General features: G+C 74.0%; 18 protein-coding genes. 6 read left to right on the forward strand and 12 right to left on the reverse strand.

What is annotated here, in order from left to right; all coding sequences use genetic code 11:
* Positions 1-137: 137 nt before the first annotated feature.
* Positions 138-2,957 carry a leucine--tRNA ligase gene (gene leuS, locus CS0771_RS36600; protein WP_212845226.1) on the reverse strand — a complete coding sequence of 940 codons (2,820 nt, stop codon included), beginning with the start codon at positions 2,955-2,957 and terminating at the stop codon, positions 138-140.
* Positions 2,958-3,388: 431 nt separating this feature from the next.
* On the opposite strand from leuS, the gene CS0771_RS36605 reads away from it, so the two are divergent.
* The 3 genes from CS0771_RS36605 to CS0771_RS36615 are packed head-to-tail and all read left to right on the forward strand — an operon-like array spanning position 3,389 to position 8,160.
* Positions 3,389-4,399: a MoxR family ATPase gene (locus CS0771_RS36605; protein ID WP_212846259.1), complete on the forward strand. Its 1,011-nt coding sequence runs from the start codon at positions 3,389-3,391 to the stop codon at positions 4,397-4,399.
* A 3-nt stretch (positions 4,400-4,402) separates the two neighbouring features.
* The gene (locus CS0771_RS36610; RefSeq protein WP_212845227.1) at positions 4,403-5,704 is read left to right on the forward strand and encodes a DUF58 domain-containing protein; all 1,302 of its coding nucleotides are present in this window, start codon (positions 4,403-4,405) and stop codon (positions 5,702-5,704) included.
* Entirely contained in the window at positions 5,701-8,160 is a 2,460-nt protein-coding gene (locus CS0771_RS36615; RefSeq protein WP_212845228.1) for a DUF3488 and transglutaminase-like domain-containing protein, read from the forward strand. Before CS0771_RS36610 ends, CS0771_RS36615 begins: the two co-directional genes overlap by 4 nt.
* Positions 8,161-8,267: 107 nt before the next feature.
* On the opposite strand, the gene CS0771_RS36620 is transcribed toward CS0771_RS36615, so the two are convergent.
* The 10 genes from CS0771_RS36620 to CS0771_RS36665 form a co-directional block, all read right to left on the reverse strand.
* A complete protein-coding gene (locus CS0771_RS36620) occupies positions 8,268-8,654 on the reverse strand; it encodes a DUF3040 domain-containing protein (protein ID WP_203740934.1) in 387 nt (128 codons plus the stop codon).
* Positions 8,655-8,782: 128 nt separating this feature from the next.
* A complete protein-coding gene (locus CS0771_RS36625; RefSeq protein ID WP_256442863.1) occupies positions 8,783-10,090 on the reverse strand; it encodes a DNA polymerase IV in 1,308 nt (435 codons plus the stop codon).
* A 48-nt stretch (positions 10,091-10,138) separates the two neighbouring features.
* Positions 10,139-11,281, reverse strand: a complete 1,143-nt coding sequence (locus CS0771_RS36630) for an alkaline phosphatase family protein (protein ID WP_244871247.1) — start codon at positions 11,279-11,281, stop codon at positions 10,139-10,141.
* A 20-nt stretch (positions 11,282-11,301) separates the two neighbouring features.
* Positions 11,302-12,057, reverse strand: a complete 756-nt coding sequence (locus tag CS0771_RS36635; RefSeq protein WP_212845229.1) for a methyltransferase domain-containing protein — start codon at positions 12,055-12,057, stop codon at positions 11,302-11,304.
* Between the two features lie 27 nt (positions 12,058-12,084).
* Positions 12,085-12,807, reverse strand: coding sequence for a PASTA domain-containing protein (locus CS0771_RS36640; protein ID WP_212845230.1), 723 nt, complete (start codon positions 12,805-12,807; stop codon positions 12,085-12,087).
* Between the two features lie 95 nt (positions 12,808-12,902).
* Complete coding sequence (locus CS0771_RS36645) at positions 12,903-14,183, reverse strand: hypothetical protein (protein ID WP_212845231.1); 1,281 nt, start codon at positions 14,181-14,183, stop codon at positions 12,903-12,905.
* 111 nt (positions 14,184-14,294) lie between these two features.
* On the reverse strand, positions 14,295-17,597 hold the full coding sequence (locus CS0771_RS36650) for an error-prone DNA polymerase (protein ID WP_212846262.1): 3,303 nt from the start codon (positions 17,595-17,597) through the stop codon (positions 14,295-14,297).
* 294 nt (positions 17,598-17,891) lie between these two features.
* Positions 17,892-19,421: a DNA polymerase Y family protein gene (locus CS0771_RS36655; protein WP_212845232.1), complete on the reverse strand. Its 1,530-nt coding sequence runs from the start codon at positions 19,419-19,421 to the stop codon at positions 17,892-17,894.
* Positions 19,421-20,332 (reverse strand): hypothetical protein, encoded by a 912-nt coding sequence (locus tag CS0771_RS36660; RefSeq protein ID WP_212845233.1) that lies wholly within the window; start codon positions 20,330-20,332, stop codon positions 19,421-19,423. The genes CS0771_RS36655 and CS0771_RS36660 overlap by 1 nt, the downstream gene beginning before the upstream one ends.
* Before the next feature lie 120 nt (positions 20,333-20,452).
* Positions 20,453-20,878, reverse strand: coding sequence for an SAV_6107 family HEPN domain-containing protein (locus tag CS0771_RS36665; RefSeq protein WP_212845234.1), 426 nt, complete (start codon positions 20,876-20,878; stop codon positions 20,453-20,455).
* Between the two features lie 441 nt (positions 20,879-21,319).
* Here CS0771_RS36665 and CS0771_RS36670 point away from each other — a divergent pair, with 441 nt between their 5' ends.
* From CS0771_RS36670 to CS0771_RS36680, 3 genes are read left to right on the forward strand one after another with little or no spacing between them, the layout of a single operon-like run.
* Positions 21,320-22,336: a DMT family transporter gene (locus CS0771_RS36670; RefSeq protein WP_212845235.1), complete on the forward strand. Its 1,017-nt coding sequence runs from the start codon at positions 21,320-21,322 to the stop codon at positions 22,334-22,336.
* The gene (locus CS0771_RS36675) at positions 22,293-22,781 is read left to right on the forward strand and encodes a YbaK/EbsC family protein (RefSeq protein WP_212845236.1); all 489 of its coding nucleotides are present in this window, start codon (positions 22,293-22,295) and stop codon (positions 22,779-22,781) included. The genes CS0771_RS36670 and CS0771_RS36675 overlap by 44 nt, the downstream gene beginning before the upstream one ends.
* Positions 22,778-23,329 (forward strand): N-acetyltransferase, encoded by a 552-nt coding sequence (locus tag CS0771_RS36680; protein ID WP_212845237.1) that lies wholly within the window; start codon positions 22,778-22,780, stop codon positions 23,327-23,329. The genes CS0771_RS36675 and CS0771_RS36680 overlap by 4 nt, the downstream gene beginning before the upstream one ends.
* A gap of 159 nt (positions 23,330-23,488) precedes the next feature.
* On the opposite strand, the gene CS0771_RS36685 is transcribed toward CS0771_RS36680, so the two are convergent.
* Positions 23,489-24,199: a CDP-alcohol phosphatidyltransferase family protein gene (locus CS0771_RS36685; protein WP_212845238.1), complete on the reverse strand. Its 711-nt coding sequence runs from the start codon at positions 24,197-24,199 to the stop codon at positions 23,489-23,491.
* Between the last annotated feature and the right edge of the window lie 40 nt (positions 24,200-24,239).

Consider the following 24,239-nt stretch of genomic DNA (forward strand, 5'->3'; position numbering starts at 1 on the left):
AAGAATCGTCACCCAGAAGTTTAATGAGTCGAGCGCTAGATCGTAATAGCCCCTGCTGGGAGAGCTGGGCGCGCATGTTAAGAAGGGCACCTTCCTATACGCAAAGCGATAAGAAGGTGCCCTTCCTTTCAAGCGGGTCAGGCTACGACGGAGACCAGGCGGCCGGGGATGACGATGACCTTCTTGGGGTCCTTGCCGGACAGGGAGTCGGTGACCGCGGCCAGGGCGGCGGCGCGGACCTCGTCCTCGGCGGCGTCGGCGGCCACCTCGATCCGGCCCCGCACCTTGCCGTTGACCTGGACCGGGTACGTGACCAGATCGGCGGTCAGCAGGGCGGGGTCGGCGACGGGGAAGTCGGCGAAGGTCAGCGAGGCGTCGTGGCCCAGCCTGCGCCACAGCTCCTCGGCGATGTGCGGGGCGACCGGCGCCAGCATCAGCACCAGCGGCTCGGCGATCTCGCGCGGCGTCGCGCCGGCCTTGGTCACCGCGTTGGTCAGCTCGATCAGCTTCGCGACGGCGGTGTTGAAGCGCAGCGCGGCCATGTCCTCGCGGACCCCGGCGATGGTGCGGTGCAGCAGGCGCCGCAGGTCGTCGGAGGCCGGAGTGTCGACGACGGTGACCGCGCCGGTCTCCTCGTCGATCATGGTGCGCCAGACCCGCTGCAGGAAGCGGTACGAGCCGACGACGGCGCGGGTGTCCCAGGGGCGGGACACCTCCAGCGGGCCCATGGACATCTCGTAGACGCGGAAGGTGTCGGCGCCGTACCGCTCGACCATCTCGTCGGGCGTGACGACGTTCTTCAGCGACTTGCCCATCTTGCCGTACTCGCGGCCGACCTTCTCGCCGTTCCAGGTGTAGACGCCGGCCTGCTCTTCGCTGACCTCCTCGGCCGGGACGTACGCGCCGCGGTCGTCGGTGTACGCGTAGGCCTGGATGTAGCCCTGGTTGAACAGGCGGTGGTACGGCTCGAAGCTGCTGACGTGGCCCAGGTCGAACAGCACCTTGTGCCAGAAGCGCGCGTACAGCAGGTGCAGCACGGCGTGCTCGACGCCGCCGACGTACAGGTCGACGCCGCCGGAGTCGCCGGGAGCCTGCGGGCCGACCCAGTACGCCTCGTTGGCGGGGTCGACGAAGGCCTGCTCGTTGGCCGGGTCCAGGTAACGCAGCTGGTACCAGCAGGAGCCGGCCCACTGCGGCATGGTGTTGGTCTCGCGGATGTAGGTCTGCGGGCCGTCGCCCAGGTCCAGCTCGACCTCGACCCACTCCTTGGCCCGCGACAGCGGCGTCTCGGGCGAGGACGAGGCGTCGTCGGGGTCGAACGTCTTCGGCGAGAAGTCGGCGACCTCGGGCAGCTCCAGCGGCAGCATGCTCTCGGGCAGCGCGACGGCCTGGCCGTCGGTGCCGTACACGATCGGGAACGGCTCGCCCCAGTAGCGCTGGCGGCTGAACAGCCAGTCGCGCAGCCGGTACGTGGTGGCGCCCTGACCGTGGCCCTCGGCCTCCAGCCAGGCGATGATCTTCTCCTTGGCCTCGGCGATGCCCAGGCCGTCCAGCATGCCGGAGTTGATCGCCGGGCCCTCGCCGGTGTACGCCTTGCCGTCGAAGCCCGCCGACGGCTGCACGGTGCGGATGATGGGCAGCTCGAAGACCTCGGCGAACTCCCAGTCGCGCTCGTCCTGGCCGGGCACCGCCATGATCGCGCCGGTGCCGTAGCCGGCCAGCACGTAGTCGGCGATGAACACGGGGATGCGCGCGCCGTTGACCGGGTTGACCGCGTACGCGCCGGTGAAGACGCCGGTCTTGACCTTGGCGTCGGCCTGCCGCTCGACGTCGGTCTTCGCCGCCGCCTGGGCGCGGTACGCCGCGACGGCCTGCGCCGGGGTGTCGTGGCCGCCGGTCCACACCGCGTGGGTGCCCTCGGGCCAGGCGGCCGGCACGATGCCGTCGACCAGCTCGTGCTCGGGCGCGACGACCATGTAGGTGGCGCCGTACACGGTGTCGGGGCGGGTGGTGAAGACCCGGATCGGGTCCACGCCCTCGCGGTCGGCGACGGGGAACGCGATGTGCGCGCCGGTGGAGCGGCCGATCCAGTTCTTCTGCATCAGCTTGATGGCCTCGGGCCAGTCCAGCGTGTCCAGGTCGTCGATCAGGCGGTCGCCGTACGCGGTGATCCGCATCATCCACTGCTTCAGGTTGCGCTTGAAGACCGGGAAGTTGCCGCGCTCGCTGCGCCCGTCGGAGGTGACCTCCTCGTTGGCCAGCACCGTGCCCAGGCCGGGGCACCAGTTGACGGGCGCCTCGGAGACGTACGCCAGGCGGTGCTCGTTGATGATCGCGCGGCGCTCGGTCTCGCTCTTCGCGGCCCAGGTGGGGTCCTCCGCGGCCAGCTTCTCCACCAGCTCGGCGATCGGGCGGGCCTTGCCCTGCTCCGCGTCGAACCAGGAGTTGAAGACCTGCAGGAAGATCCACTGCGTCCAGCGGTAGAACTCGACGTCGGTGGTGGCCACCGAGCGCCGGTCGTCGTGGCCCAGGCCCAGCATGCGCAGCTGGGCGCGGTAGCGCTCGACGTTGCGCTCGGTGGTGACCCGCGGGTGGGTGCCGGTCTGCACCGCGTACTGCTCGGCGGGCAGGCCGAACGAGTCGAAGCCCATCGTGTGCAGCACGTTGAAGCCCGCCATGCGCTGGAAGCGGGCGAACACGTCGGTGCCGATGAAGCCCAGCGGGTGCCCGACGTGCAGGCCGGCGCCGGACGGGTACGGGAACATGTCCAGCACGAACTGCTTCGGCGCGCCCGAGCGCGGGTGCGACGGGTCGGCCAGCGGGCCGACCGGGTTGGGCGCATGGAAGGTGCCGTGCTCCTGCCAGTAGTCCTGCCACTGCGCCTCGACGGCGTTGGCCATCGCCGCGGTGTAGCGGTACGGGGGGATGTCGGCCGGGGTCTCGGCGTGCTCGCTCATGTCAGAGTCCTCACGGGTCAATCAAGATCAAGTCATCGGGCGTATGGCGCGCCGGGCGCGCCGCGGGCGTCTCCTCGGGCACAAAAAAGCCCCTCACGCAGGAGGGGTCGCCGTGCTCACGCGCGCTCTGTCGCGTCAGCACGGCTCACTAAGGAGCGCCAGGGCCCAAGCCATGCCCGCATGATACCCCCGCGCGCCGTGGCCACGCATCTCGCATACCTCCCGTTGCCGACGCGCCGGACGTGCGGAACACTGCGGACAAGGCGTGCCCTTTCGGCGCCGGAACCAGGTAGTTGCTCAGCGAGGCAACCTCGCCGACGGCACACCGCGTTCTGTCGGGGCGCGGGTGATCAGAAGTGCAGGCCCCGTAGTTGCGATTCTCAGGAGGACATGTGACCACGCAACGCAGTGGGGGCGAACTCACCGACCCCATGACGGTCGACGAGTTCCGGGCCACGACCAACGCCATCGTGGCCAACATCGAGCAGGTGATCGAGGGCAAGACCGCGACCGTACGGCTGGCCCTCGCGGTGCTGCTGGCTGAGGGTCACCTGCTGATCGAGGACGTCCCCGGCGTCGGCAAGACGAAGCTGGCCAAGGCGCTGGCGCGGTCGATCGACTGCTCCGTGCGGCGCATCCAGTTCACCCCCGACCTGCTGCCCAGCGACGTCACCGGGGTGAGCGTCTACAACCAGGAGACCCGCGACTTCGAGTTCAAGCCGGGCGCGGTGTTCGCGAACCTGGTGGTCGGCGACGAGATCAACCGGGCCTCGCCGAAGACCCAGTCCGCGCTGCTGGAGTGCATGGAGGAGCACCAGGTCACCGTCGACGGCGTCACGTACGCCATGGAGGTGCCCTTCATGGTGGTCGCCACGCAGAACCCCATCGAGATGGAGGGCACCTACCCGCTGCCCGAGGCGCAGCGCGACCGGTTCACCGCCCGGATCGCGATGGGCTACCCCGACGCGGCGGCCGAGTTCGCCATGCTCGACGGCTACCAGGCGCACGACCCGCTGGAGGACCTCAGCGCGGTCGTCGACGGCGGCACCGTGCGGCGGCTCATCGCCACCGTGCGCAACGTGCACGTCGCCGACGCGGTGAAGCGCTACGCCGTGGAGCTGGTCACCGCCACTCGTGAGGCCCCCGAGCTGCGCCTGGGCGCGTCCCCCCGGTCGACCCTGCAGCTGCTGCGCACCGCCAAGGCGGTCGCCGCGCTCGACGGCCGCGACTACGTCGTGCCGGACGACCTGCAGACGCTGGCCGTGCCGGTGCTCGCGCACCGCGTCATCCCCACCGCCGACGCCCAGCTGGCCCGGCGCACCACCGACGCGATCCTGTCCGAGCTGGTGCACCGCCTGCCCGTGCCGCACGACCGCAGCCGCTCGCCGTACGACACCCGCCCGGCCACTCCCCCCAACTCCTTCTACGACCGGCGGGGCTGACCGATGCGTGAGGCGCTGCGCGGGCTCACCACCCGGGGCCGCTCCTTCCTCGCCGCCGGGACGGCCGCGCTGCTGTGCGCGCTCGCCCTCGGCGAGACGGACCTGATGCGGGTGGCGGTGCTGCTGGTGGCGCTGCCGTTGATGGCGGCGCTGTACGTCGGCCGGGCGCGCTACAAGCTCGCCTGCTCGCGCAGCCTCGACCCGTACCGGGTGCAGGCCGGGGGCAGCGCGCGGGTGCTGCTCCGGCTGCAGAACATGTCCCGCCTGCCCACCGGCACCCTGCTGCTGGAGGACCGGCTGCCGTACGCGCTGGGCAGCCGCCCGCGGCTGGTGCTGGAGAAGCTCGGCGCGCAGCAGGCCAGCTCGGTGGCGTACACGGTGCGCGCCGAGCTGCGCGGCCGCTACGAGGTGGGCCCGCTGACGCTGCGCATGACCGACCCGTTCGGCCTGTGCGAGCTGACCCGCTCGTTCCCCAGCTCGGACAAGCTCACCGTGATCCCGAACGTGGCGGCGCTGCAGCTGGTCCGGCTCGCCGGGGAGTACTCCGGCACCGGTGACAGCCGGGCCCGCTCGGTCGCCGTGCACGGCGAGGACGACGCGGCCACCCGGGAGTACCGCCGCGGCGACGACCTGCGCCGGGTGCACTGGCGCTCGACCGCCCGGGTCGGCGAGCTGATGGTGCGCCGCGAGGAGCAGCCCTGGGAGAGCCGGGCCACGGTCCTGCTCGACACCCGCCTGGGCGCGCACCGCGGCGAGGGCCCGACGGCCAGCTTCGAGTGGGCCGTGTCCGCCTCCGCCAGCATCGCGGTGCACCTGCGCCAGGCCGGCTACCGGCTGCGCCTGGTCACCGACGCGGGCGCCGACATCGACGCCACCGAGGGCACCGGCGACGGCATGCTGCTCGACCACCTGGCCGAGGTGAAGGCCACCCCGCGCGGCGACGTCGGCAGCCTGGTCGAGCACGTACGCCGCCGCGCCGACGGCGGCCTGGTCATCGCGGTGCTGGGCCTGCTCACGCCGGAGGAGGCCCGGCTGCTGTCCGCCCTGCGCAGCAGCGGCACCACCTGCATCGCGTTCTTCATGGACACCAGCACCTGGCTGAACCTGCCCGCGCCGGCCCGTGCCGCGGCCGAGCAGGAGCACGCGGCGGCGGCGCTGGCGCTGCTGCACGGCGGCTGGCGCGTGGTCAAGGTCAAGCACGGCGACCTGCTGCCGTCGCTGTGGCCGCAGGCGGCCCGCGGCCAGCAGGGCTTCGCCGTACGCGCGGCCATGGCCGAGACCGTCACCATGGGAGGCGGCCGATGAACGCACGACGCCATCTGGGCCTGGTCGCGGCCGGGGCCACGCTGCTGGCCTCCGCGCCGATCTCGGCGATCTTCTCCGGCTGGACCTGGCTGTTCGAGGGCGGGCTGATGATCGCCCTGGTGTGCGGGGCGGCGCTGGGCGCCCGCTCGCTGCGCGGGCGGCTGTGGGCGCAGCTGCTGGCCATGCTCGCCGCCCTGCTCGTCGGCCTGACCTGGCTCTACGGCGAGGGGACCGGCATCATCGGGCTGATCCCGACCCCGGACACGTTCGCCCACTTCGGACAGCTGTTCGCGCAGGCCGGGGAGGAGGTGCAGAAGAGCTTCGTGCCGGTGCCCGACCTGGAGGGCCTGCTGTTCATCAGCGCGCTGGGCATGGGCTCGGTGGCGATCCTGGTCGACTTCTGCGCGGTCGGCCTGCGCCGGCCGGCCCTGGCCGGGCTGCCCATGCTCGCCATCTACTCGGTGCCGGTGGCGGTCTACCTCGACTCGATCTCGCCGATCCCGTTCGTGATCGGCGCGGTCGGCTTCCTGTGGCTGCTGGTCAGCGACAACGTCGACCGGGTGCGCCGCTTTGGCCGCCGGTTCACCGGGGAGGGCCGCGGCGTCGACGTCTGGGAGCCGTCGCCGCTGGCGGCGGCCGGGCGGCGGCTGTCGGTGATCGGCGTGCTGATCGCGGTGGCGCTGCCGCTGGCGGTGCCCGCCATGAGCGCCGGCTTCCTGGGCGAGCTCGGCACCGGCCAGGGCCTCGGCCAGGCCGGCAAGGGCACCCGCGGCAGCGGCCAGGTGGACCTGTTCGCCGAGCTGAGCGGCAAGCTCAAGCAGGCCGACACGCAGGACATGGTGAAGGTCACCACCAACGACCCGAACCCGTTCTACATGCGCTTCGGCGTGGCCGACCTGGCCGGCGGCAACGGCTTCACCGCCGGGCACCCGGCGGGCCAGCCGGTCGGCGACCAGCTGCCCGGCCCCTCCGGGCTCAACCTCGGCGCGGTGAAGAACGTCCGGGCCACGGCGGCGGTGGAGATCACCGATGCGTACAACATGCCGCTGCTGCCGGTGTACGCCGCGCCGGTGTCGATGCGCGGCCTCGACGCGGCCTGGAGTTACGACCCGGACCGGCAGGTCGTCTTCTCGCAGAAGGCCAACTCGGCCGGGCGCGCCTACGAGTTCGACTACGTCCGGGCCGAGTTCACCCCGGACCAGCTGCGCGCGGCCACCACGCTGACCGACGCGGACCCCACGCACCGCATCTACAGCGAGGTCCCCGCGGTGTCGCAGGTCAAGACGCTGGTGGACCGGCTGATCGCGGGCAAGGACAACGACTACGACCGGGTCCGGGCGCTCTACGACTACTTCTCCGTCAAGAACGACTTCGCCTACGACGTCAGCGCCCCGGCCGGCACCAGCGGCCAGGCCATCGTCGACTTCCTGGAGGGCAAGCGCGGCTTCTGCGAGCAGTACGCGGCGGCGCTGGCCTGGATGGTGCGCACGGCGGACATCCCGGCCCGGGTGGCGTTCGGTTTCACGCTGGGCGGCGCCCCGGTCGACGGCCGGCGGGTGCTGACCAACCGCAACCTGCACGCCTGGACCGAGGTGTACTTCGCCGGCTTCGGCTGGGTGCCGTTCGACGCCACCCCGTCGACGTACGTGCTCGGCTCGGTGCCCACCGCGTGGGCGCCGAACGTGGACGCCCCGGAGGAGACCCCGGGCGGCCCGCAGCCGTCGCTGAGCCCCGGCGCCACCACCGGCCCGAACGGTGAGGGCGGCCCGACTCGCGATCCGATCGACCCGGACGGCGGCGCGGCCGGCCTGCCGGCCATCACCGAGCAGCTGCCGGTCTGGGTCTGGTGGGCGCTGGGCGGCGGGCTGGTGCTGGTGGTGCTGCTGGTGGCACCGGCGTTGCGGCGGATCTCGTTGCGCCGCCGCCGTGGGGCCCGCGCCGCGCAGGCCCACGCTGACGGCGACCTCGCCCAGGTGCGCCCGGCCGCGCCCGGCCCGGTCATGACCGTCACCGGCGACGCCGTCGGCGCCCGGGAGCAGGCCCACGCCGCGTGGGACGAGCTCATCGACACGATGATCGACTACCGGCTGGCGGTGGACCCGGCGGAGACGCCGCGGGCCACCGTGGAGCGGCTGGTCAGCACCACGCTGCCCGGCTCGGCCGCCGCCGAGCAGGCACGGCTGCTCGGCACGGCCGAGGAGCGCGCCCGCTACGCGCCGGTGCCGCTGGCCGGGGACCGGCTGACCGCCGCGGTCCGCGAGGTGCGCCGGGCGATCGCCGGCCAGGCGGGACGGCGTGCCCGGCTCAGCGCCGTGCTGATGCCGGCGTCGGTGCTGCTGCGCTGGCGCAACGCCGGATACACCGCGCTCACCACGCTGTCGGCCTGGACGGCGGCGGCCAGCGGCACGGCCAAGCGGGTGCTGCGGCCGCTGCGGCCCCGGCGGCTGCTGCGCTGACCGGCCGCCGCGTACGGCATGCGGCGGGCCGCTCCGAGATCACTCGGAGCGGCCCGCCTCATGTGGTTCAGGTTGTTCCGGGCCGGCACCCACCACCGGCGCCGGGATCAGCGATCGAAGTCGCCCCGCTCGCGCCACCGGTTCTCCAGGCGGTCGATGACCCCGCCGTTGCCGCGACGGGTCCGCCGGGTGGCGGTGCCGCCGACGGAGCGCAGCTCGGCGGTCTGGCTGCGCTTGTGCGCCAGCATCCAGAACGCCGCCGCGCCGAGCATCAGCACGAACCCGACCACCCCGAGCCACAGCTTGGAGCTGTCGGCGACGCCGTACACCACCAGGCCGAGGCCGGCGAGGATGAGCACCGCGGAGACGATGATGCGCCGGCGGGCGTGGAACTTCGGGTCGCTGTGGCGGACGGCCGAAGCGAACTTCGGGTCTTCGGACAGCGACCGCTCGATCTGCTCGAACAGCCTCTGCTCGTGCTCGGATAGCGGCACGGCTCTCCTCCCCGGTCCGCCAGGTCGGGCGGTCTTGGTGCTGAGGGTGCGACAGGGCGCCGATTCCCCAGCAGAAGATCGCCAAACCGTGAATACGTGTTGCAGCCGGACGACTGCTACCCGTCAGTCTACGAGGGCGTGGGCGGGTCGGAAAGCGGGACGACCATGCCCGGAGCGGGATTTTGTGGCAGTGGCCGGGCCGCGCCGGAAGAACGCCGGGTCGTACCGAGCAGACTGGCCGGACGGACGGCGCCCCGGCCGAACCGGGCGATGACCGCGTCGCTGGCCACCTCGGCCTCCCGCCAGCCGTCCTCGGCCTCGCCGAGCGCCAGCTGCCGCACCGCTCCCTCGGCCGCCAGCAGCCCCTCCAGGCGCACCCCCACCAGGCGGATGCGCTGCTGGGCTCGCACCGCCTCGAAAAGCTCCCAGGCGGTGGACATGATCTCGTGCGCCACGTCGGTCGGGCCGGGCAGCGTGCGGGACCGCGAAATGGTCCGGAAGTCGGCGAACCGCACCTTGATCGACACGGTGCGACCGGCCTGGCCCGAGGCACGGGCCCGCGCCGCGACCTTCTGCGCCAGCGCCAGCAGCATCTTGCGCAGCTGCTCCGGATCGCCCAGGTCGGTGTCGAAGGTGACCTCGGCCCCGATCGACTTCTCCTGGTGCTCCGTGCTGACCTGGCGCTGATCCCGCCCCCAGGCCAGCTCGTGCAGGTGCGCGGCCATGGCCTGGCCCACCGCCGCGCGCAGCAGGCCCGGCCCGGCGTGCGCCACGTCGGCGACGGTGCGCATCCCCAGCCGGCGCAGCGACTCCTCGGTGCGCTCGCCCACGCCCCACAGCACCGACACCGGCAGCGGGTGCAGGAACTTCAGCGCCCGGTCCGCCGGGATCACCAGCAGGCCGTCCGGCTTGGCCCGGGTCGAGCCCAGTTTGGCCAGGAACTTGTTCGGCGCGACGCCGATCGAGCAGGTCAGCTGCTGCTCCTGCGCGATGCGGCGGCGGATCAGCGCGGCGATCTCGGCGGGCCGGCCGAACAGGCGGCGGCTGCCCGACACGTCGAGGAACGCCTCGTCCACCGACAGCGGCTCCACCAGCGGCGTGATGTCGCGGAACACCGCCATCACGGCCCGGGACGCCTGCGCGTACGCCTCCATGTCGGGCGGGATGAAGATCGCCTGCGGGCAGCGCGCCCGAGCCATCGCAGTGGGCATGGCGCTGCGCACGCCGTACTCCCGCGCCTCGTAGCTGGCCGAGGAGACGACGCCACGCCCGCCCGTGCCGCCCACCACCACCGGCAGACCGCGCAGCTCAGGACGCCTGCGCACCTCCACCGAGGCGAAGAACGCGTCCATGTCGATGTGCAGGAACGGGCAGCCGGAATCGTCGCCGTCCGGCCCGAAGCCCTTCGGCGCGCCACCACCCGAGGCACGTCCCACGCGACGACGGTACCGCCCCGGTCCGACACCTGGGCCGCACGGCGCTGGTCAGGAGCGATAAAGCAGGACCGGGATGCGCATCTCGGCCTCGGTGAGCGAGCCGTGCATGGCGACCAGGCGGGCGACCGACGGCGCGTCGGTGGCGGTGGCCAGCACCGCCCAGTTGTCGCGGCAGACCGCCACCACGTCGCCGAGCCGGGCCGCGTGCCGCGCGTCCATCGGGCCGTACCAGCCGGTGGCGATCGCCTCGTCCCGGGTGCCGATCCAGGCGGCGTGCCCGGCCAGCTCCCGCCATGCGGCGGCGACGTCGGCTGCGGCGCCGGGCTCGGTGTGCAGGTAGCGGACCCGCGGTTCGCCGGTGACGACGCGCACCCCGGCGGCGAGGGCGGGGTCGGCGTGCACGTCGACGCGGCGGTCGAGCGGCACGTCCAGCTGGCCGTGGTCGGCGGTGACCAGCAGCGCCGCGTCCTCGGGCAGCCCGCCGACCAGCCGGGCCAGCAGCGCGTCCACCTCCGCCGCGGCGTCGGCCCACTGCGCCGAGGTCAGCCCGTGCCCGTGCCCGGCCTTGTCGAGCTGCGGGTGGTAGCCGTACACCAGCGCGGGCGGGGCGGCCTCCTTGAGCGCGCCGAGCATCCCGGCGGCCAGCTCGTCCGCGTCGGCGGCGGGCAGGTAACGGGCGCCGTCGGTCGTCGCCACGGTGAGCCCGCTGCCGGCGTACTCCGGCCGGTTGACCACGGCCACGTCGATGCCGGCGGCGGCCGCGGCCCGGTAGCGCGGCGGGACGGGCACCCACTGCCGAGGCGGCGGGTCGTCGGCCCACAGGGTGTGGTTGAGCACCCGGCCGGTGCCCGGCACGATCGTGTTGAACGCGAGCACCCCGTGCGCGCCCGGCAGCGCCCCGGTGGCCAGGCTGACCAGGCTGGTCGGCGTGGTGGAGGGGAAGCCGCAGGTGGTGCGCAGCGCGGTGCCCAGCTCGCCGCGCAGGGTGGCCGCGATCACCGGCCCGACCTCGGCCAGCGCGGGCAGCTGGTGCCAGCCCATGCCGTCGACCAGCAGCACCGCGACCCGGCGTACGCCGTCGAGGCGCGCGGCCAGGCCCAGCGGATCGGCGTGCGGCAGGCCGAGCGCGGCCAGCGCCCCCGGCAGCACGTCGGCGAGCGTGCCCCGCGGGTAGTCCGGTGCGACGAACACGGGCGCCTCCCGGGCCGTGGTCAGTGGGCGGCGGGCCCGCGGCGGCGGGCCAGCAGGTGCAGCTGGGTGGCGACGTCGCGGTACGGCGGCAGGGCGGCCGCGGCGAGTTCGAACGCGAGCAGCGACTCCGGGTCGGCGTCGGCGATCACCCCGGGCACCAGGTCGGCGACGACGCGCACGCCGTGCGTCTGCTCCACCCTCAGCCCGGCGCCGGACAGCAGCTCCCCGGCCATGTCCAGGTCGAAGCGGCGGCGCGCGGTGTCCCGGCCGGCGGTCCGGGCGGCGGGGTCGTGCAGCAGGTCGGTGGCGGCCTTCCACTGCCCGGCCGTGGCGCGGGAGAGCACCGCCGCGGCGCGGTTGGCGACCAGCACGCTGGCGGCGCCGCCGGGGCGCAGGGCGTCGTGCAGCGCCTGCGCGACGGCGGCGGGGTCGTCCACCACCTCCAGCACGGCGTGGCACAGCACCAGGTCGGCGGCGGCGGGCGGGACCAGGTCGCCGAGCGAGTCGGCGTCGCCCTGCAGCGCGTGCACGCGGTCGGCGACCCCGGCGTCGGTGGCCCGGCGCAGCAGCGAGGCCAGCGCGTCCGGGCTCGGGTCGACGACGGTCACCGTGTGCCCGGCCTCCGCCAGGGGCACCGCGAAGCCGCCGGTGCCCCCGCCCACGTCGACCACGCTGAGCGGGCGGCCGTCCTGCCCGGCCAGCTCGCCGCGCAGCACGGACCAGATCACGGCGGTACGGGGGCCCGCGATGCGGGCGTGCGCCACTGTTCGCTCCACGCCGCCGAGCCTATCGGCAGACCGGCCTCATGTGCGCACTCCATAACCCGCGCCGGATCCCCGCTCGATCACGAGCGCGCCCTCGTAGCGCTTCATGAGCTGCTCGGTCTCCTCGTCGGTGAGGTCGGCCGACAGCCGCAGCGCGCACGAGGCCGGATCCACCTGGGTGCTGAACTTCAGCTCGCCCGCGCGGGGCAGGAAGTCGCGCCGGTGCAGTTCTATCTGGACCTGCTCCAGGTCCACCCGGGACCGGGGGCAGGAGACGACCCGGTACTGCTTGACCTTGATGAACTTGCGGGCGCCCTCGATGACGGCGCCGGAGTCGGGACCCTGCTGGTACACCGAGAGCACGAGGGTGCGGTCCGAGCTGAGGGTCGAGCCGAGGAAGACCTCGTGGTTGCCGCGGATGTAGTCGTCGAGGTTCTTCGGCGCGCCGGCCACGACGACGCGGACCACCGAGCCCGCCGCGGCGATCGTGCCGGGCGGCGGGTCGGTGACGGCGACGGTGCCGGGCTCCAGCAGCAGGCCCGGCTCATACCTGATGAGCGCGACCAGGCCGGCGGCCGGGAACTCCTTCTCGACGAGGTCGACGCTCTTGTTGGTCAGGTCGGGCACGCGCGCCGTGGGCCCCGTGGACGGCGACGGCGGCGGAGGGATCTCCGCCGGGGGCACCTGCGCGGCGCAGGCGCCGAGCGCGCCCGCGCACACCAGCGCGGCCGCCCGCGCCGCCCAGTTCGCCGATCCGCCCATGTCATGCCTCACTTCTCTCAGCCCCCGCCCGGTCTGCTCAGTTGGAGGGCGCCGGCACGGCACGGGTTCCCCCCGCGCCGTGCCGTTCTTCCGGGTCAGCTCGTCAGCACGCTCACGCCGAGGTAGGACTCGATGCTGGTCAGGTGCTCGGCCAGCACGGAGGTGCAGGAGCTGGACGAGCAACCGATGATCATGGCGACGGCGGTGGCGTTGCTCGTGCCGGTCCGGATGTAGACGGGGCCGCCGGAGTCGCCGTTCTTCACGATGACGTCACCGCCCCGGTTGCCCTGCATCAGGCCGTACGTGCAGCCGTCCGCCGCGCACAGCACGCCCTGCAGCGAGTTCACCGAGATGCCGCAGGTGGCCTTGGTGACCATGCCGCTCAGGCAGACCGAGTCGCCGATCACCGGGTTGCGCTTGGCGGTGACGAAACGCTCCGTCGGGCAGCACGGATCGGTGTGGATCTTGTTGTCGTACGTCTCCGCCGACGAGCTGACGAACATGATGTCGTACGCCGGGTAGTTGGTCTCACCCGAGGCCGCGCCCCAGTACTGCGTCGAGGAGTAGATGCTCTGGCCGTTGCTGAAGCAGTGCGCGGCGGTGGTGCCGCCGATCCGGCCGTCGCTGCGCCGCGCGATGAAGCCGCTGGTGCAGGTGTTCGTCGCCCCGGAGCCGGCCCGCAGCCCGGCCCCGCCGAAGTGGGGCTCGCCGTCGTTGAGGCGGCCGGTGCGCGCGGCCCCGTCGAGGGTCACCTCCGCCACGTCGCCGAGCGTGTCCCGCAGCGCCTGGGCCGCCTCGGGGTAGGCGGGGTCGAAGGAGACCCGGTAGCGGGAGTCGGCGGCGTCGAGGTAGTAGCTGAACGTCGCGGCGGCCGCGTCCGGGTGCCAGGCGCGCGCGAACAGCAGCTCGTCGGCGGCGATCAGGCGGTCCGCCGAGAAGCAGCCGACCTTGACCTCCGTCGCGGCGACGGCGGCGTCGCGCGCGACCGGCGCGGCGGCGATCCGGGCGCCGAGCTCCTTGGCGCGCCCGCTCGCCTCGGGGGTCACCACGAGCGTGACCGTGCGGGTGTTGTGGTCGATCGCGCTGCCGACCAGGCCGCGGCGCAGCGTGTCCGCGACGCGCTGCTTGCCGTCCGGGATGCCGAACGCCGCCTGCGCCGCCTGCTGGACCGCGAGGTTGGCCTGCTGGGCCGGGGCAGAGTCGAGCCACTGCAGGTAGGCGGGGGCCCCGTCGGCCGTGCGCGCGGCGCGCAGCGCGGGCTCGGGCGCGGCGACCCGGCAGTCGGCGATGGGCGGCGCCGCCTGCGCGGGCAGCGAGGTGACGAGGGTGGCCAGCATCAGCCCGCAGCCGGCGACGGCGAGCAGCGACTTTCGCATCCGATGTCCGTTCGTCCCAGGGGTGATGGGTCTTGGGAACGGTATCGGCAGAAACAGGTCCACACAAGACGTTCTCACGTCCTTTACGGACCCGTGGTAATCAGCGCGCTACTAACGGAAGTCGCGGGAGGCGGCCGGGGTGGCCACCGGCAGCGGTGCGAGCTGGTCCGCGACCAGGTTGCGTACTCCCGAAGCGGACTCCAGCCGCCCGCGCACCAGCAGCGCCGCGCTGGACCGGGCCACCGTCCGGTGGCGCTGCCAGAGCCCCGGCGAGCAGACCACGTTGAGCATCCCGGTCTCGTCCTCCAGGTTCAGGAAGGTCACCCCGCCCGCGGTGGCCGGCCGCTGCCGGTGCGTGACCAGCCCGCCGACCAGCACCCGCGACCCGTGCTCGACGCCGGTCAGCCGCGAGATCGGCAGCGCGCCCCGCACGGTGAGCCGCTCCCGGACCAGCCGGATCGGATGGTCGTCCGGGGACAGCCCGGTCGCCCACACGTCGGCGACCAGCCGGTCCACGTCCTCCATGCCGGGCAGCACCGGCGCGTGCACTCCGACGACCGTGCCCGGCAGCCGGTCCGGGGTGTCGGTGGCCGCCGCGCCCGCCGCCCACAGCGCGGCACGCCGGTCCAGCCCGAAGCAGGCGAAGGCGTCCGCGGTGGCCAGCGCCTCCAGTTGAGGCGCGGTCAGGCCGGTGCGCCGGGCCAGGTCGGTCATGTCCGCGTACGCCCCGCCCCGCGCCCGCTCCTCGACGATCCGTTTCGCGACGTCCTCACCCAGCGTGCGCACGCTGTCCAGGCCCAGCCGCACGGCCGGGCCGCCCAGCCCCCACTGCGACGGCTGCTCCCCCGGCAGGCTGCCCGAACGATCCCCCGGTGCCCACTCCAGCCCGGCCTTGACCGGGCTCGCGTTCACGTCCGGGCGGCGCACCCGCACCCCGTGCCGCCGGGCGTCGTCGACCAGCGACTGCGGCGAGTAGAAGCCCATCGGCTGCGCGCCGAGCAGCGCCGCGCAGAACGCCGCCGGGTGGTAGCGCTTGAGCCAGGCGCTGGCGTACACCAGATAGGCGAAGCTCATCGCGTGGCTCTCCGGGAAACCGTAGTTGGCGAACGCGGCCAGCTTGGCGAAGATGTCCTCGGCCAGCGCGCCCTCGATCCCGTTGCGGGCCATGCCCTCGAAGAGCCGGCCGCGCAGCCGCTCCATCCGGTCCATCGAGCGCTTCGAGCCCATGGCGCGGCGCAGCTGGTCGGCCTCCACCGGGGTGAAGTCGGCGACATCGATGGCCAGCTGCATCATCTGCTCCTGGAACAGCGGCACGCCCAGCGTCCGGGCCAGCGAGTTGTGCATGCGCGGGTGCGGGATGTCCACCGGCTCCTGCCCGTTCTTGCGCCGGATGAACGGGTGCACCGAGCCGCCCTGGATCGGGCCGGGCCGGATCAGCGCCACCTCCACCACCAGGTCGTAGAAGCGCTCCGGGCGCAGCCGGGGCAGCGTCGACATCTGCGCGCGGCTCTCCACCTGGAACACCCCGACCGTGTCGGCGCGGCACAGCATCGCGTACACCTCGGGATCGTCGGGCTTGAGATCGCCGAGGTCCAGCTCCTGCCCGAGGAAGTCGAAGGCGTAGTGCAGCGCCGACAGCATGCCCAGGCCCAGCAGGTCGAACTTGACCAGGTCGACCGCGGCGCAGTCGTCCTTGTCCCACTGCAGCACCGTGCGGCCGGGCATGCGCGCCCACTCCACCGGGCACACCTCGATGATCGGCCGGTCGCAGATGACCATGCCGCCGGAGTGGATGCCCAGGTGCCGCGGGGCGGCCAGCAGCTCGTTGGCGTACTCCAGCACGTGCGGCGGGATCCCGTCGACGTCCCCCGCGGACACCGCGCTCCACCGGTCGATCTGCTTGCTCCAGGCGTCCTGCTGCCCTGCGGAGAAGCCGAACGCGCGCGCCACGTCCCGCACCGCCGAGCGCGGCCGGTACGAGATCACGTTGGCGACCTGCGCGGTGTGCCGCCGGTCGTAGCGCCGGTAGACGTACTGGATGACCTCCTCCCGCCGGTCGGACTCGATGTCCACGTCGATGTCGGGCGGACCGTCGCGCTCCGGGGCCAGGAAGCGCTCGAACAGCAGCCCGCCCTCGCCGCCGACCGGGTCCACATTGGTGATGCGCAGCGCGTAGCAGACCGCCGAGTTCGCCGCCGACCCCCGCCCCTGGCAGTAGATGTCCGCCTCCCGGCAGAACCGGACGATGTCCCACACCACCAGGAAGTAGCCGGGGAACTCCAGCTGCTCGATCATCCGCAGCTCGTGCTCGATCCGCTCGTACGCCTCCGGGTACGCCTCGCGCGGCCCGTAGCGCTCGGCCGCCCCTTCCAGCGTCCGCGCCCGCAGGAACGCCACCTCGTCCACCCGGTCGCCCGGCGGATCGGTGAACGGCGGCAGCTTCGGCGCCACCAGGCGCAGGTCGAAGGCCAGCTCCCGGCCCAGCTCCGCGGCGTACGCCACCGCGCCCCGGGCCAGCGGGTGCGGCATCGCCGCGAACCGGGCCGCCATCTCCGCGCCCGAGCGCAGGTGCGCCGTGGCCGCCGCGGGCAGGTGCCCGTCGATCTGGTCCAGGCTGGTCCGGGCGCGCACCGCCGCGGTCACCGTGGCCAGCCGCCGCCGCGCCGGGTGGTGGTAGTGCACGTTGTTGCTGGCGGCCACGCGCAGCCCGGCCCGCGCCGCCAGCCCGCACAGCGCGTCGTTGCGGTCCCCGTCGTACGGGTCGGCATGGTCGATCAGCTCCACCACCACGTTCTCCGCGCCGAACAGGGCCGCCAGCCGGTCCAGCTCCCGCGCCGCCGCGTCCACCCCGTCGGTGAGCAGCGCCCGCGGCACCGCCCCCTTGCGGCACCCGGTGAGGATCACGGCGCTTTGCTGGAGGGTCTCGGCGATCTTCTCCAGCTCGTACTTCGGGCGGCCCTTCTCACCGCCTTCGAGGTGCGCCTCGGACAGGGCTCGAGCCAGGTTCGCGTACCCCTGCGGCCCCCGCGCCAGCACCAGCAGGTGGGTGCCCGCGGGATCGGGCGCGCCCCCGCCCCGCGGCACCCCCGCCAGGTTCAGCTCCGCCCCGAACACGGTGGGCAGCCCGTGCTCCCGCGCCGCCTCCGCGAACCGCACCACCCCGTAGAGCCCGTCGTGATCGGTGACCGCCAGCGCCTCCAGCCCCAGCCGCACCGCCTCCGCGACCAGCTCCTCCGGATCACTCGCCCCGTCCAGAAAGCTGAAGTTGGTATGGCAGTGCAGCTCCGCATACGGCACCACGTCCCGCGGCCGCTCGACCCGCTCCGCCCGATAAGGCTCCCGCTTCCGCGAGAACCCCGGCCCGTCACCCCCGTCAGCCACCGCCAGCGGATCGACCACCAGGCCGCCCCGCATCCGCCGCTCCAGCTCCCCCCACGGCAGCTGCCCCTGACCGTCAAACCCCACTCGAACAACTGTACTAACCCCACCCCACCCCACCTCCCACCCTCCTCTACCGCGTTGATCATGAACTTAAGTGCGTGTTCGACGGCGTGTCGCACCCCCGATACCGTGATCAACACCGCCGACAGAGCGCCCAGCACCGGCCGAGGGAGCCCGAAACGATCACGGGCGCAGGGTTGCGACACACCGCCGAACACGTCTCCAAGTTCATGATCAACCCACAGGAAGAGGGGCCGCGGGGTGCGGTCAGTCGAAGTGGAGGGTGATGGTCCAGTGGCCGGCGGTGAGGGTGAGGAGGATGGCGCGGCCGGTGGACAGGAGGACCTGGAGGCGGGCGGCGCGGTGGGCGCGGCGGGAGTCCCACCACTGCTCGTCCACGGGCCAGGGACCGGCCCAGCCGGTGACCTCGGCCGTTCTGCCGTCGAGCACCAGGAATGCCGGGTCGGCGCTGAGCTCCAGGCGGGCGGTGATGCGCACCTCCTCGCCGCCGGCGGCGAGCAGCCGGGCGGGCTGCGGCTCGACCAGGACCACGGCGGGCGCGGGCGGGGGCAGCCGGCCGGGCCACGGGCCGTCGGGGCGCACCGGCACCCGCTCGTCCCCCCACGGCACCAGGGTGGCCTGTTCACCGGGGTCGCGCCCGCCGCCGAGCACCGCGGTCAGCACCGCTTCGGGGCCGAGGATGCCCTGCACCCGGTGCAGCGCGCGGTGCGCGCGGTCCCGCTCGGCGCCGACGTCGCCCCACAGCCCGGCCTGCAGGCCCGCCTGGCGCACCAGCCCGTCGGGGACCAGCCGCAGCGCGGCGATCCCGGCGGTCATCCGGCGCTGGGTGATCCAGCCCTCCAGCTGCCAGCGGGTGCGGTCGGCGATGGCGTGGGCGGTGAGTACGCCGTCGTGGCGCCATACCCGGTGCAGCTCGCGGCCGTCGGCGGTGACCGCGCCGATCTCCAGCCGGGTGGCCGCCAGGCCGTGCGCGGCGAGCCGTTCGTGCAGCTGCTCGGCCAGCGCGCGGGCGGCGAACGCGGCGGTGTCGACCCGGTCGACCGGTTCGTCGTAGCGCTCCTCGACCTCCAGCTCGGGCGGGGCCTGGCGGACCGCGAGCGGCCGGTCGTCGCGGCCCGCGGCCAGCCGCTGGGCCAGCGCCGCGTCGAGCCCGAACCGCGCCAGCACGTCACTGGGCGGCAGGGCCGCGAAATCACCCAGCGTGTGTACGCCGAGCCGGCGCAGCAGGCTGGTCAGCTGCGGCCGGTCCAGGGTGCTGACCGGCATCGCGGCCAGGAAGGAGGCGGTCTGCCCCGGGGCGACGATCCGGCCGGCCCGGGCGGCCAGCAGCGCGGCGAAGGCGCCGTCGGCGACGCCGAGCTGCGCCTCGACCCCGCACTCCTGCGCGACCTGCTCGACGATGCGCTCGGCGGCGGCCTCCTCGCCGCCGAAGTAGCGGGCCGGGCCGCGCGCCGCGAACGCGCAGACGCCCGCGCGCACCACCGCCACCGAGGCGGCGATCTCCTCGACGGCGGCGAGCACGGGCTCGAAGGCGCGTATGTCGCGCACCGGGTCGTAGTCCACCACGATCACCTGCGGGCACCGGCTCTGCGCCTCACGTTTGCGCAGACCGCGGCGTACACCCTCGGCACGCGCGGCGGCGGAGGAGGCGATCACCCGGTTGGCGTGCAGCACCGCGACGGGCCGGTGTGCGGGCACCCCGTCCATCAGGTCGGCGGCGATGACCGGCCAGTCCGGACACCAGACGAGCATGGTCCGCTGGGCGGCGTCGCCCATCAGGACGCCTGGCCGAGCGGGACCGACCGCAGATGGCCACGGGTCCGGCCCTCATGGCGCGGGGTCCGGCCGGGCGGCGACACCGCGACCGGCTCCGGCCGGCCGGCCGGGCCGGAGGGCGTGGGCAGGCCGTCCGGCCCGGCCGAGTCGGGCGCTCCGGCCGGGCCGGACGCGGCGGCCACCCCGAGCGGCCCGGACGCGGCGGGCAGCCCTGGCGGGCCGGACGCGGCGGGCAGCCCGAGCGGCCCGGACGGGGCGGGCAGCCACATGGTGACCCGTCGGGGGCGGGCGGCGGCGCCCTTGCCGCGGGCGGTGACGCTCAGCTCGCGGCAGCGCAGCCGGCCGTGACCCCGGCCCAGGCCGAGCCAGGCGCCCGCGACCGGGGAGAGCACCACGTCGGCGCCGTCCCAGTCGCCGAACGGGACCAGCACGCTGCCGCGCTGCCGGGCACGAGCGGCCAGCTGCCGGCGTACGGACGCCGCGACCGGCCCGGTCGGCGCGGCGACCACCACGTCGAAGCCGTCGAGCAGCGCGCCGGTCACCGTCGTCCACTGGGGACCGGGGTGCGGCACCAGGGCCAGCCGGTCCAGGACGATGCCGAACTCGGCGGCGGCGGCCAGACCCAGCGTCGGCAGCCCGACCACCGCGCACCAGGAGCCCGCGGACGAGGCGGCCGACAGCAGCGCCAGCAGCAGCGAGGTCGCTCCGCCGCAACCGGGCCCGCCCGAGGGCGCCACGGCGACGGTGCTGCCGCGGCGCAGGCCGTGTCCGGGAAGGAGTTCGCGCAGCTCGGGCAGGACCGGCAGCAGCCGGTCGACGCCCAGGCCGGCCAGCTCATCGGTGAGGTCGCTGGCTCGCCGCACCGATGCGTGCTGCAACTCCATTGACCGGGCCGCCTTCAGCCCCGTCATGGCGGTCATCCCCCCGTGTCGTACGTGGATACGGTCGTGCGCTGCCGGCGATGATCGGTGTCTCGTGTCAGAACCTGCGGCCAGGCCCCACGTTCTGACACGAACCAGCGATCTTCACCGTCAACCCGCGAGCGCGGGCTGGATCGCGAGGTCCAGCGCCTCCTGCACCAGGTCGACGAAGTAGCCGGCCTGCAGCAGCAGCGCGTCGGCCTCCTCGGCGGTGACCCGGGCGATGCCGGCCTCGGCGGCGGACCGCTTGGCCGCGCCGGAGGAGAACAGGGACGACCAGGCGCTCATCTCGGGAGCGACCATGGACAGCAGCACCCACACGCTGGTGATCTGCCTGCGGCGGGCCGGGGCGGGCATGGCCCGGGCCGCGATCACGGCGGCGGCGGCGCGCAGCGCGGCGAGGTGGGCGGTGGCGTAGCGCTGCGCGGGTCCATCGGTGTCGCGGGCCTCGGCGAGTCCGCGCCGGGCGAGGACGATCAGCTCGATCGGGGTGCGGTGCGGCAGCACGTGGGCCGGCACCTTCGTCGTGGCGTTCATGTCGGCGGCTCCTCCTCGTTCGGCTGTCACCAGCGGGACCTCATGACCGTCGCCTACCCGTATGACAGGTCTGGCGACCGTCCCTTGCCGAGCCACGGAGGAAGAACGTGGTGTAGCGCTCGCCGGCCGGGCGTGGAGCTTCCCCACGCCACACCCGGACCGGCTCGCCGGTCGGGCGGCCACCCGCTGCCCGGGGGTCGATGGGCAGCGAGCGGCTCCCGCCTGGTGGTCGCCCGGAGCCGCGAATCTCCGGTGACCTGGGCCGATGTCGCGAGCAACGGCCCGGGGGCTCGCGTCGCGAACCGCTCCCCCCGAATGATGATCGAACACTTGTCCGAACAACGAGTAGAACGTTAGTTCGAAAAAACCCGGTTGTAAACCCTGACCCGCCGGGTAAGGACCGAATGCTGATACGCACATGACACCAGGTAGCCTTGACCGGTGCCGTTCCGTCCCCGGCCCGCTCTGGGCATCGTCATGGTCGCGCTGGCCAGCCTGCTGTTCGCCGTCAACGGCACCGTCTCCAAGCTGATCCTGCGCGCCGGGGTCGGCGCGCCCGACCTCACCACGCTGCGCGCCGTGGGCGCCTGCGCGGGCCTGCTCGTGCTCGGCGCGGTGCTGCGTCCCGGGCTGCGCCGCTTCACCGTCACCGCACGGCAGCTGCCGCTGCTGATCGCGTACGGCCTGACCGGTTTCCTGCTCGTGCCGATGCTCTACTTCGTGGCCATCGCCCGGCTGCCGGTGGGCGTCGCGCTGCTGTTCGAGTACACCGCGCCGCTGTTCGTGGCGCTGTGGGCGCGCTTCGGCCAGCGCCACCGGGTGCGCCCCCGGCTGTGGGCGGGCCTGCTGCTGTGCCTGGCCGGGCTGGCCTGCGTCGCCGAGGTGTGGGGCGCGCTCAGCCTCGACGGCCTCGGCGTGGCGGCCGCGCTCGGCGCCGCCGTGCTGCTCGCCGCGTACTTCGTGCTCGGCGCGCAGGGCGTGGCCGACCGGGACACCGTCTCCCTGACCGGCTGGGCGTTCGGCGTGTCGGCCCTGGCCGGGCTGCTGTTCCGGCTGCTCGGCGGCGCCGCGCCGGACTGGTCCGCGCTGGCCGGGCAGACCGCCGGCGGCACGCCGCTCTGGCTGCTCGTCGCCTACCTGCTGGTGCTCGGCACCATCGTGCCGTACCTGCTGATCGCCGGCTCGCTGCGGCACCTGCCCGCCACCAGCGTGGGCATCCTCGGCATGATCGAGCCGGTGCTCGCCGCCGGGGTCGCCTGGCTCACCCTCGGCGAGCTGCTCAACCCGGCCCAGCTGGCCGGCGGTGCGCTGCTGCTCACCGGCGTCGCGCTCGCCGAGACGGCCCGGGTGCCCGTGGCGGCGGTGACCGAGCCGGTGCCGCTGGGGCGCGATCCGCTGGGGCAGAATGAGGCCCATGCTGTCGCACCCGAACGTGAGCGCAGTCCAGCACGCGCTTGACGCCGCCGACGCCCACGACCACACCGGCGCGGGCTGCCGCGTGATCGTTCTGGCGGACGGCGTGCACACCGCCGCCGCGGCCGCGGCGGCGCTCGGGGTCGAGCCGGCCCAGATCGCGAACTCGCTGATCTTCGAGGTCGACGGCGAACCGCTGCTCGTGCTGACCTCCGGCGGCCACCGGGTGGACACCGCCAAGGTCGCCGCCGATCTCGGCGTGGCGAAGCTGCGCCGGGCCACGCCGGAGTTCGTCCGGGAGCACACCGGCCAGGTCATCGGCGGGGTCGCCCCGCTCGGCCACCCCAAGCCGGTGCGCACCCTGATCGACGTGGCGCTGGCCGCGTACGACCAGATCTGGGCCGCGGGCGGGGTGCCCCAGGCCGTCTTCCCGATCACCTATCCGGAGCTGCTGCGGGTCACGTCGGCGACGCCGGCGGAGGTCGCATGAGGCTGGTCCCCTGGACGCCGGACGATCTCGCCCGGCGCATGGACGACGTGCTGTCCGTGTTCGGCGAGGCGATGTCGTACCAGCCTCCGGCGCTGGCCGTGCGGCGCGGTTACATCAGCACCCACCTGCAGCGGCCGCACTTCCGCGCGATCGCCAGCGTGAGCACCGCGGGCCACCTGCTCGGCTTCGCGTACGGCTACCACTCCGAACCCGGCCAGTGGTGGCACGACCAGGTGAGCGCGGTGCTGGACGGGCCCGCGCGGCAACGCTGGCTGGCCGACTGCTTCGAGGTCGTGGAGCTGCACGTACGCCCCTCCGCCCAGGGGCACGGCCTGGGTGAGGCGCAGCTGCGGGCGCTGCTGGCGATGACCCCGGCGGCGACCACGCTGCTGTCCACCCCCGAGGCCGACGAGCAGGCCTCCCGCGCCTGGCGCCTCTACCGCCGCACCGGCTTCGAGGACGTCTCCCGCCACCTCCTCTTCCCCGGCGACCCCCGCCCCTTCGCCGTCCTCGGCCGAGACCTCCCCCTCCCCTTCCCCCAGCCTTGACCGTCCGCCCCTCGACCTTGCCCGTCCGGCCTCGGCCTTGATCGTCCGACTTGCCAGGCAGGTGGGCGTATCTTGGCCGCTCATTCGCCCGTCTGCCAGGCAAGTCGAGTGATCTTGGCCGGGACGGCGGCGCCTGCGATGGGCGGCGATGGGCGGCGGTCAGGTGAGGACCTTGCGGACCACGGTGAGGAGCCGGCCGAGGCCGAGGACGGCGAGGGAGAACCAGAGGACCAGGACCATGGTGACGATGCCGGCGGCGAGATCGGCGCCGACCTGGGCGGTCGCGGCGGCGGCGAGCAGCAGGGCGAGCAGGGTCAGCCAGGCCCGGGTGGGCCGGTCGCCGATCGTCGCCGAACCCGCCGCCCGCAGGCCCACCGCCCCGGCCCGCGCCCGGATGTACTCGTGCAGCCACACCATCGCCGCGCAGGCCAGCAGGAGGGTCCGCTGGGCGCCGACCCCGGCCAGCGCGACCAGCCAGCACGCCTCGGTCAGCCGGTCGAGCAGGCTGCGGTAGAACGAGCCGAGGCGGCTGGTCCGGCCCAGCAGCACCGACAGCGTCTGCCCGATCGTGTCCGCAGCCAGGCCGAGCAGCAGGAACAGCGCCGCCAGCGCGGGCCACGAGCCACCGCGCACCGCGCACAGCGGCACCAGCAGCGCGCAGGCCACCGCCACCGTCATCGCGTACGCGGGCCGCGCGCCGAACCGGGCCAGCACCCCGCCGACCCGGAACGCGGCCCGCAGCCACTTGCGCAGCAGCGGCCCGGCATGGCGCGGGTCGTAGCCGTCGTGCGAGCCGGACCAGCCGGCGACGTATCCGTCCCAGCTCATCCTCGCCGTCGGGGTAGGTGTCGGGGTCGTCGGCGCCGTCATGCTCCACTCCCGGTCCGCCTGCTCGGGCAGGCCACCCGGG

It is taken from the genome of Catellatospora sp. IY07-71, assembly GCF_018326265.1.
GTDB lineage: Bacteria > Actinomycetota > Actinomycetes > Mycobacteriales > Micromonosporaceae > Catellatospora.

What these genes read in the sequence shown, in the direction of transcription:
- leuS (WP_212845226.1), bottom strand. Translation starts at nt 2,957, where the DNA reads ATGAGCGAGCACGCCGAGACCCCGGCCGACATCCCCCCGTACCGCTAC.
- CS0771_RS36605 (WP_212846259.1), top strand. Translation starts at nt 3,389, where the DNA reads ATGACGGTCGACGAGTTCCGGGCCACGACCAACGCCATCGTGGCCAAC.
- CS0771_RS36610 (WP_212845227.1), top strand. Translation starts at nt 4,403, where the DNA reads ATGCGTGAGGCGCTGCGCGGGCTCACCACCCGGGGCCGCTCCTTCCTC.
- CS0771_RS36615 (WP_212845228.1), top strand. Translation starts at nt 5,701, where the DNA reads ATGAACGCACGACGCCATCTGGGCCTGGTCGCGGCCGGGGCCACGCTG.
- CS0771_RS36640 (WP_212845230.1), bottom strand. Translation starts at nt 12,807, where the DNA reads ATGGGCGGATCGGCGAACTGGGCGGCGCGGGCGGCCGCGCTGGTGTGC.
- CS0771_RS36645 (WP_212845231.1), bottom strand. Translation starts at nt 14,183, where the DNA reads ATGCGAAAGTCGCTGCTCGCCGTCGCCGGCTGCGGGCTGATGCTGGCC.
- CS0771_RS36650 (WP_212846262.1), bottom strand. Translation starts at nt 17,597, where the DNA reads ATGCGGGGCGGCCTGGTGGTCGATCCGCTGGCGGTGGCTGACGGGGGT.
- CS0771_RS36655 (WP_212845232.1), bottom strand. Translation starts at nt 19,421, where the DNA reads ATGGGCGACGCCGCCCAGCGGACCATGCTCGTCTGGTGTCCGGACTGG.
- CS0771_RS36660 (WP_212845233.1), bottom strand. Translation starts at nt 20,332, where the DNA reads ATGACGGGGCTGAAGGCGGCCCGGTCAATGGAGTTGCAGCACGCATCG.
- CS0771_RS36665 (WP_212845234.1), bottom strand. Translation starts at nt 20,878, where the DNA reads ATGAACGCCACGACGAAGGTGCCGGCCCACGTGCTGCCGCACCGCACC.
- CS0771_RS36675 (WP_212845236.1), top strand. Translation starts at nt 22,293, where the DNA reads ATGCTGTCGCACCCGAACGTGAGCGCAGTCCAGCACGCGCTTGACGCC.
- CS0771_RS36680 (WP_212845237.1), top strand. Translation starts at nt 22,778, where the DNA reads ATGAGGCTGGTCCCCTGGACGCCGGACGATCTCGCCCGGCGCATGGAC.
- CS0771_RS36685 (WP_212845238.1), bottom strand. Translation starts at nt 24,199, where the DNA reads ATGACGGCGCCGACGACCCCGACACCTACCCCGACGGCGAGGATGAGC.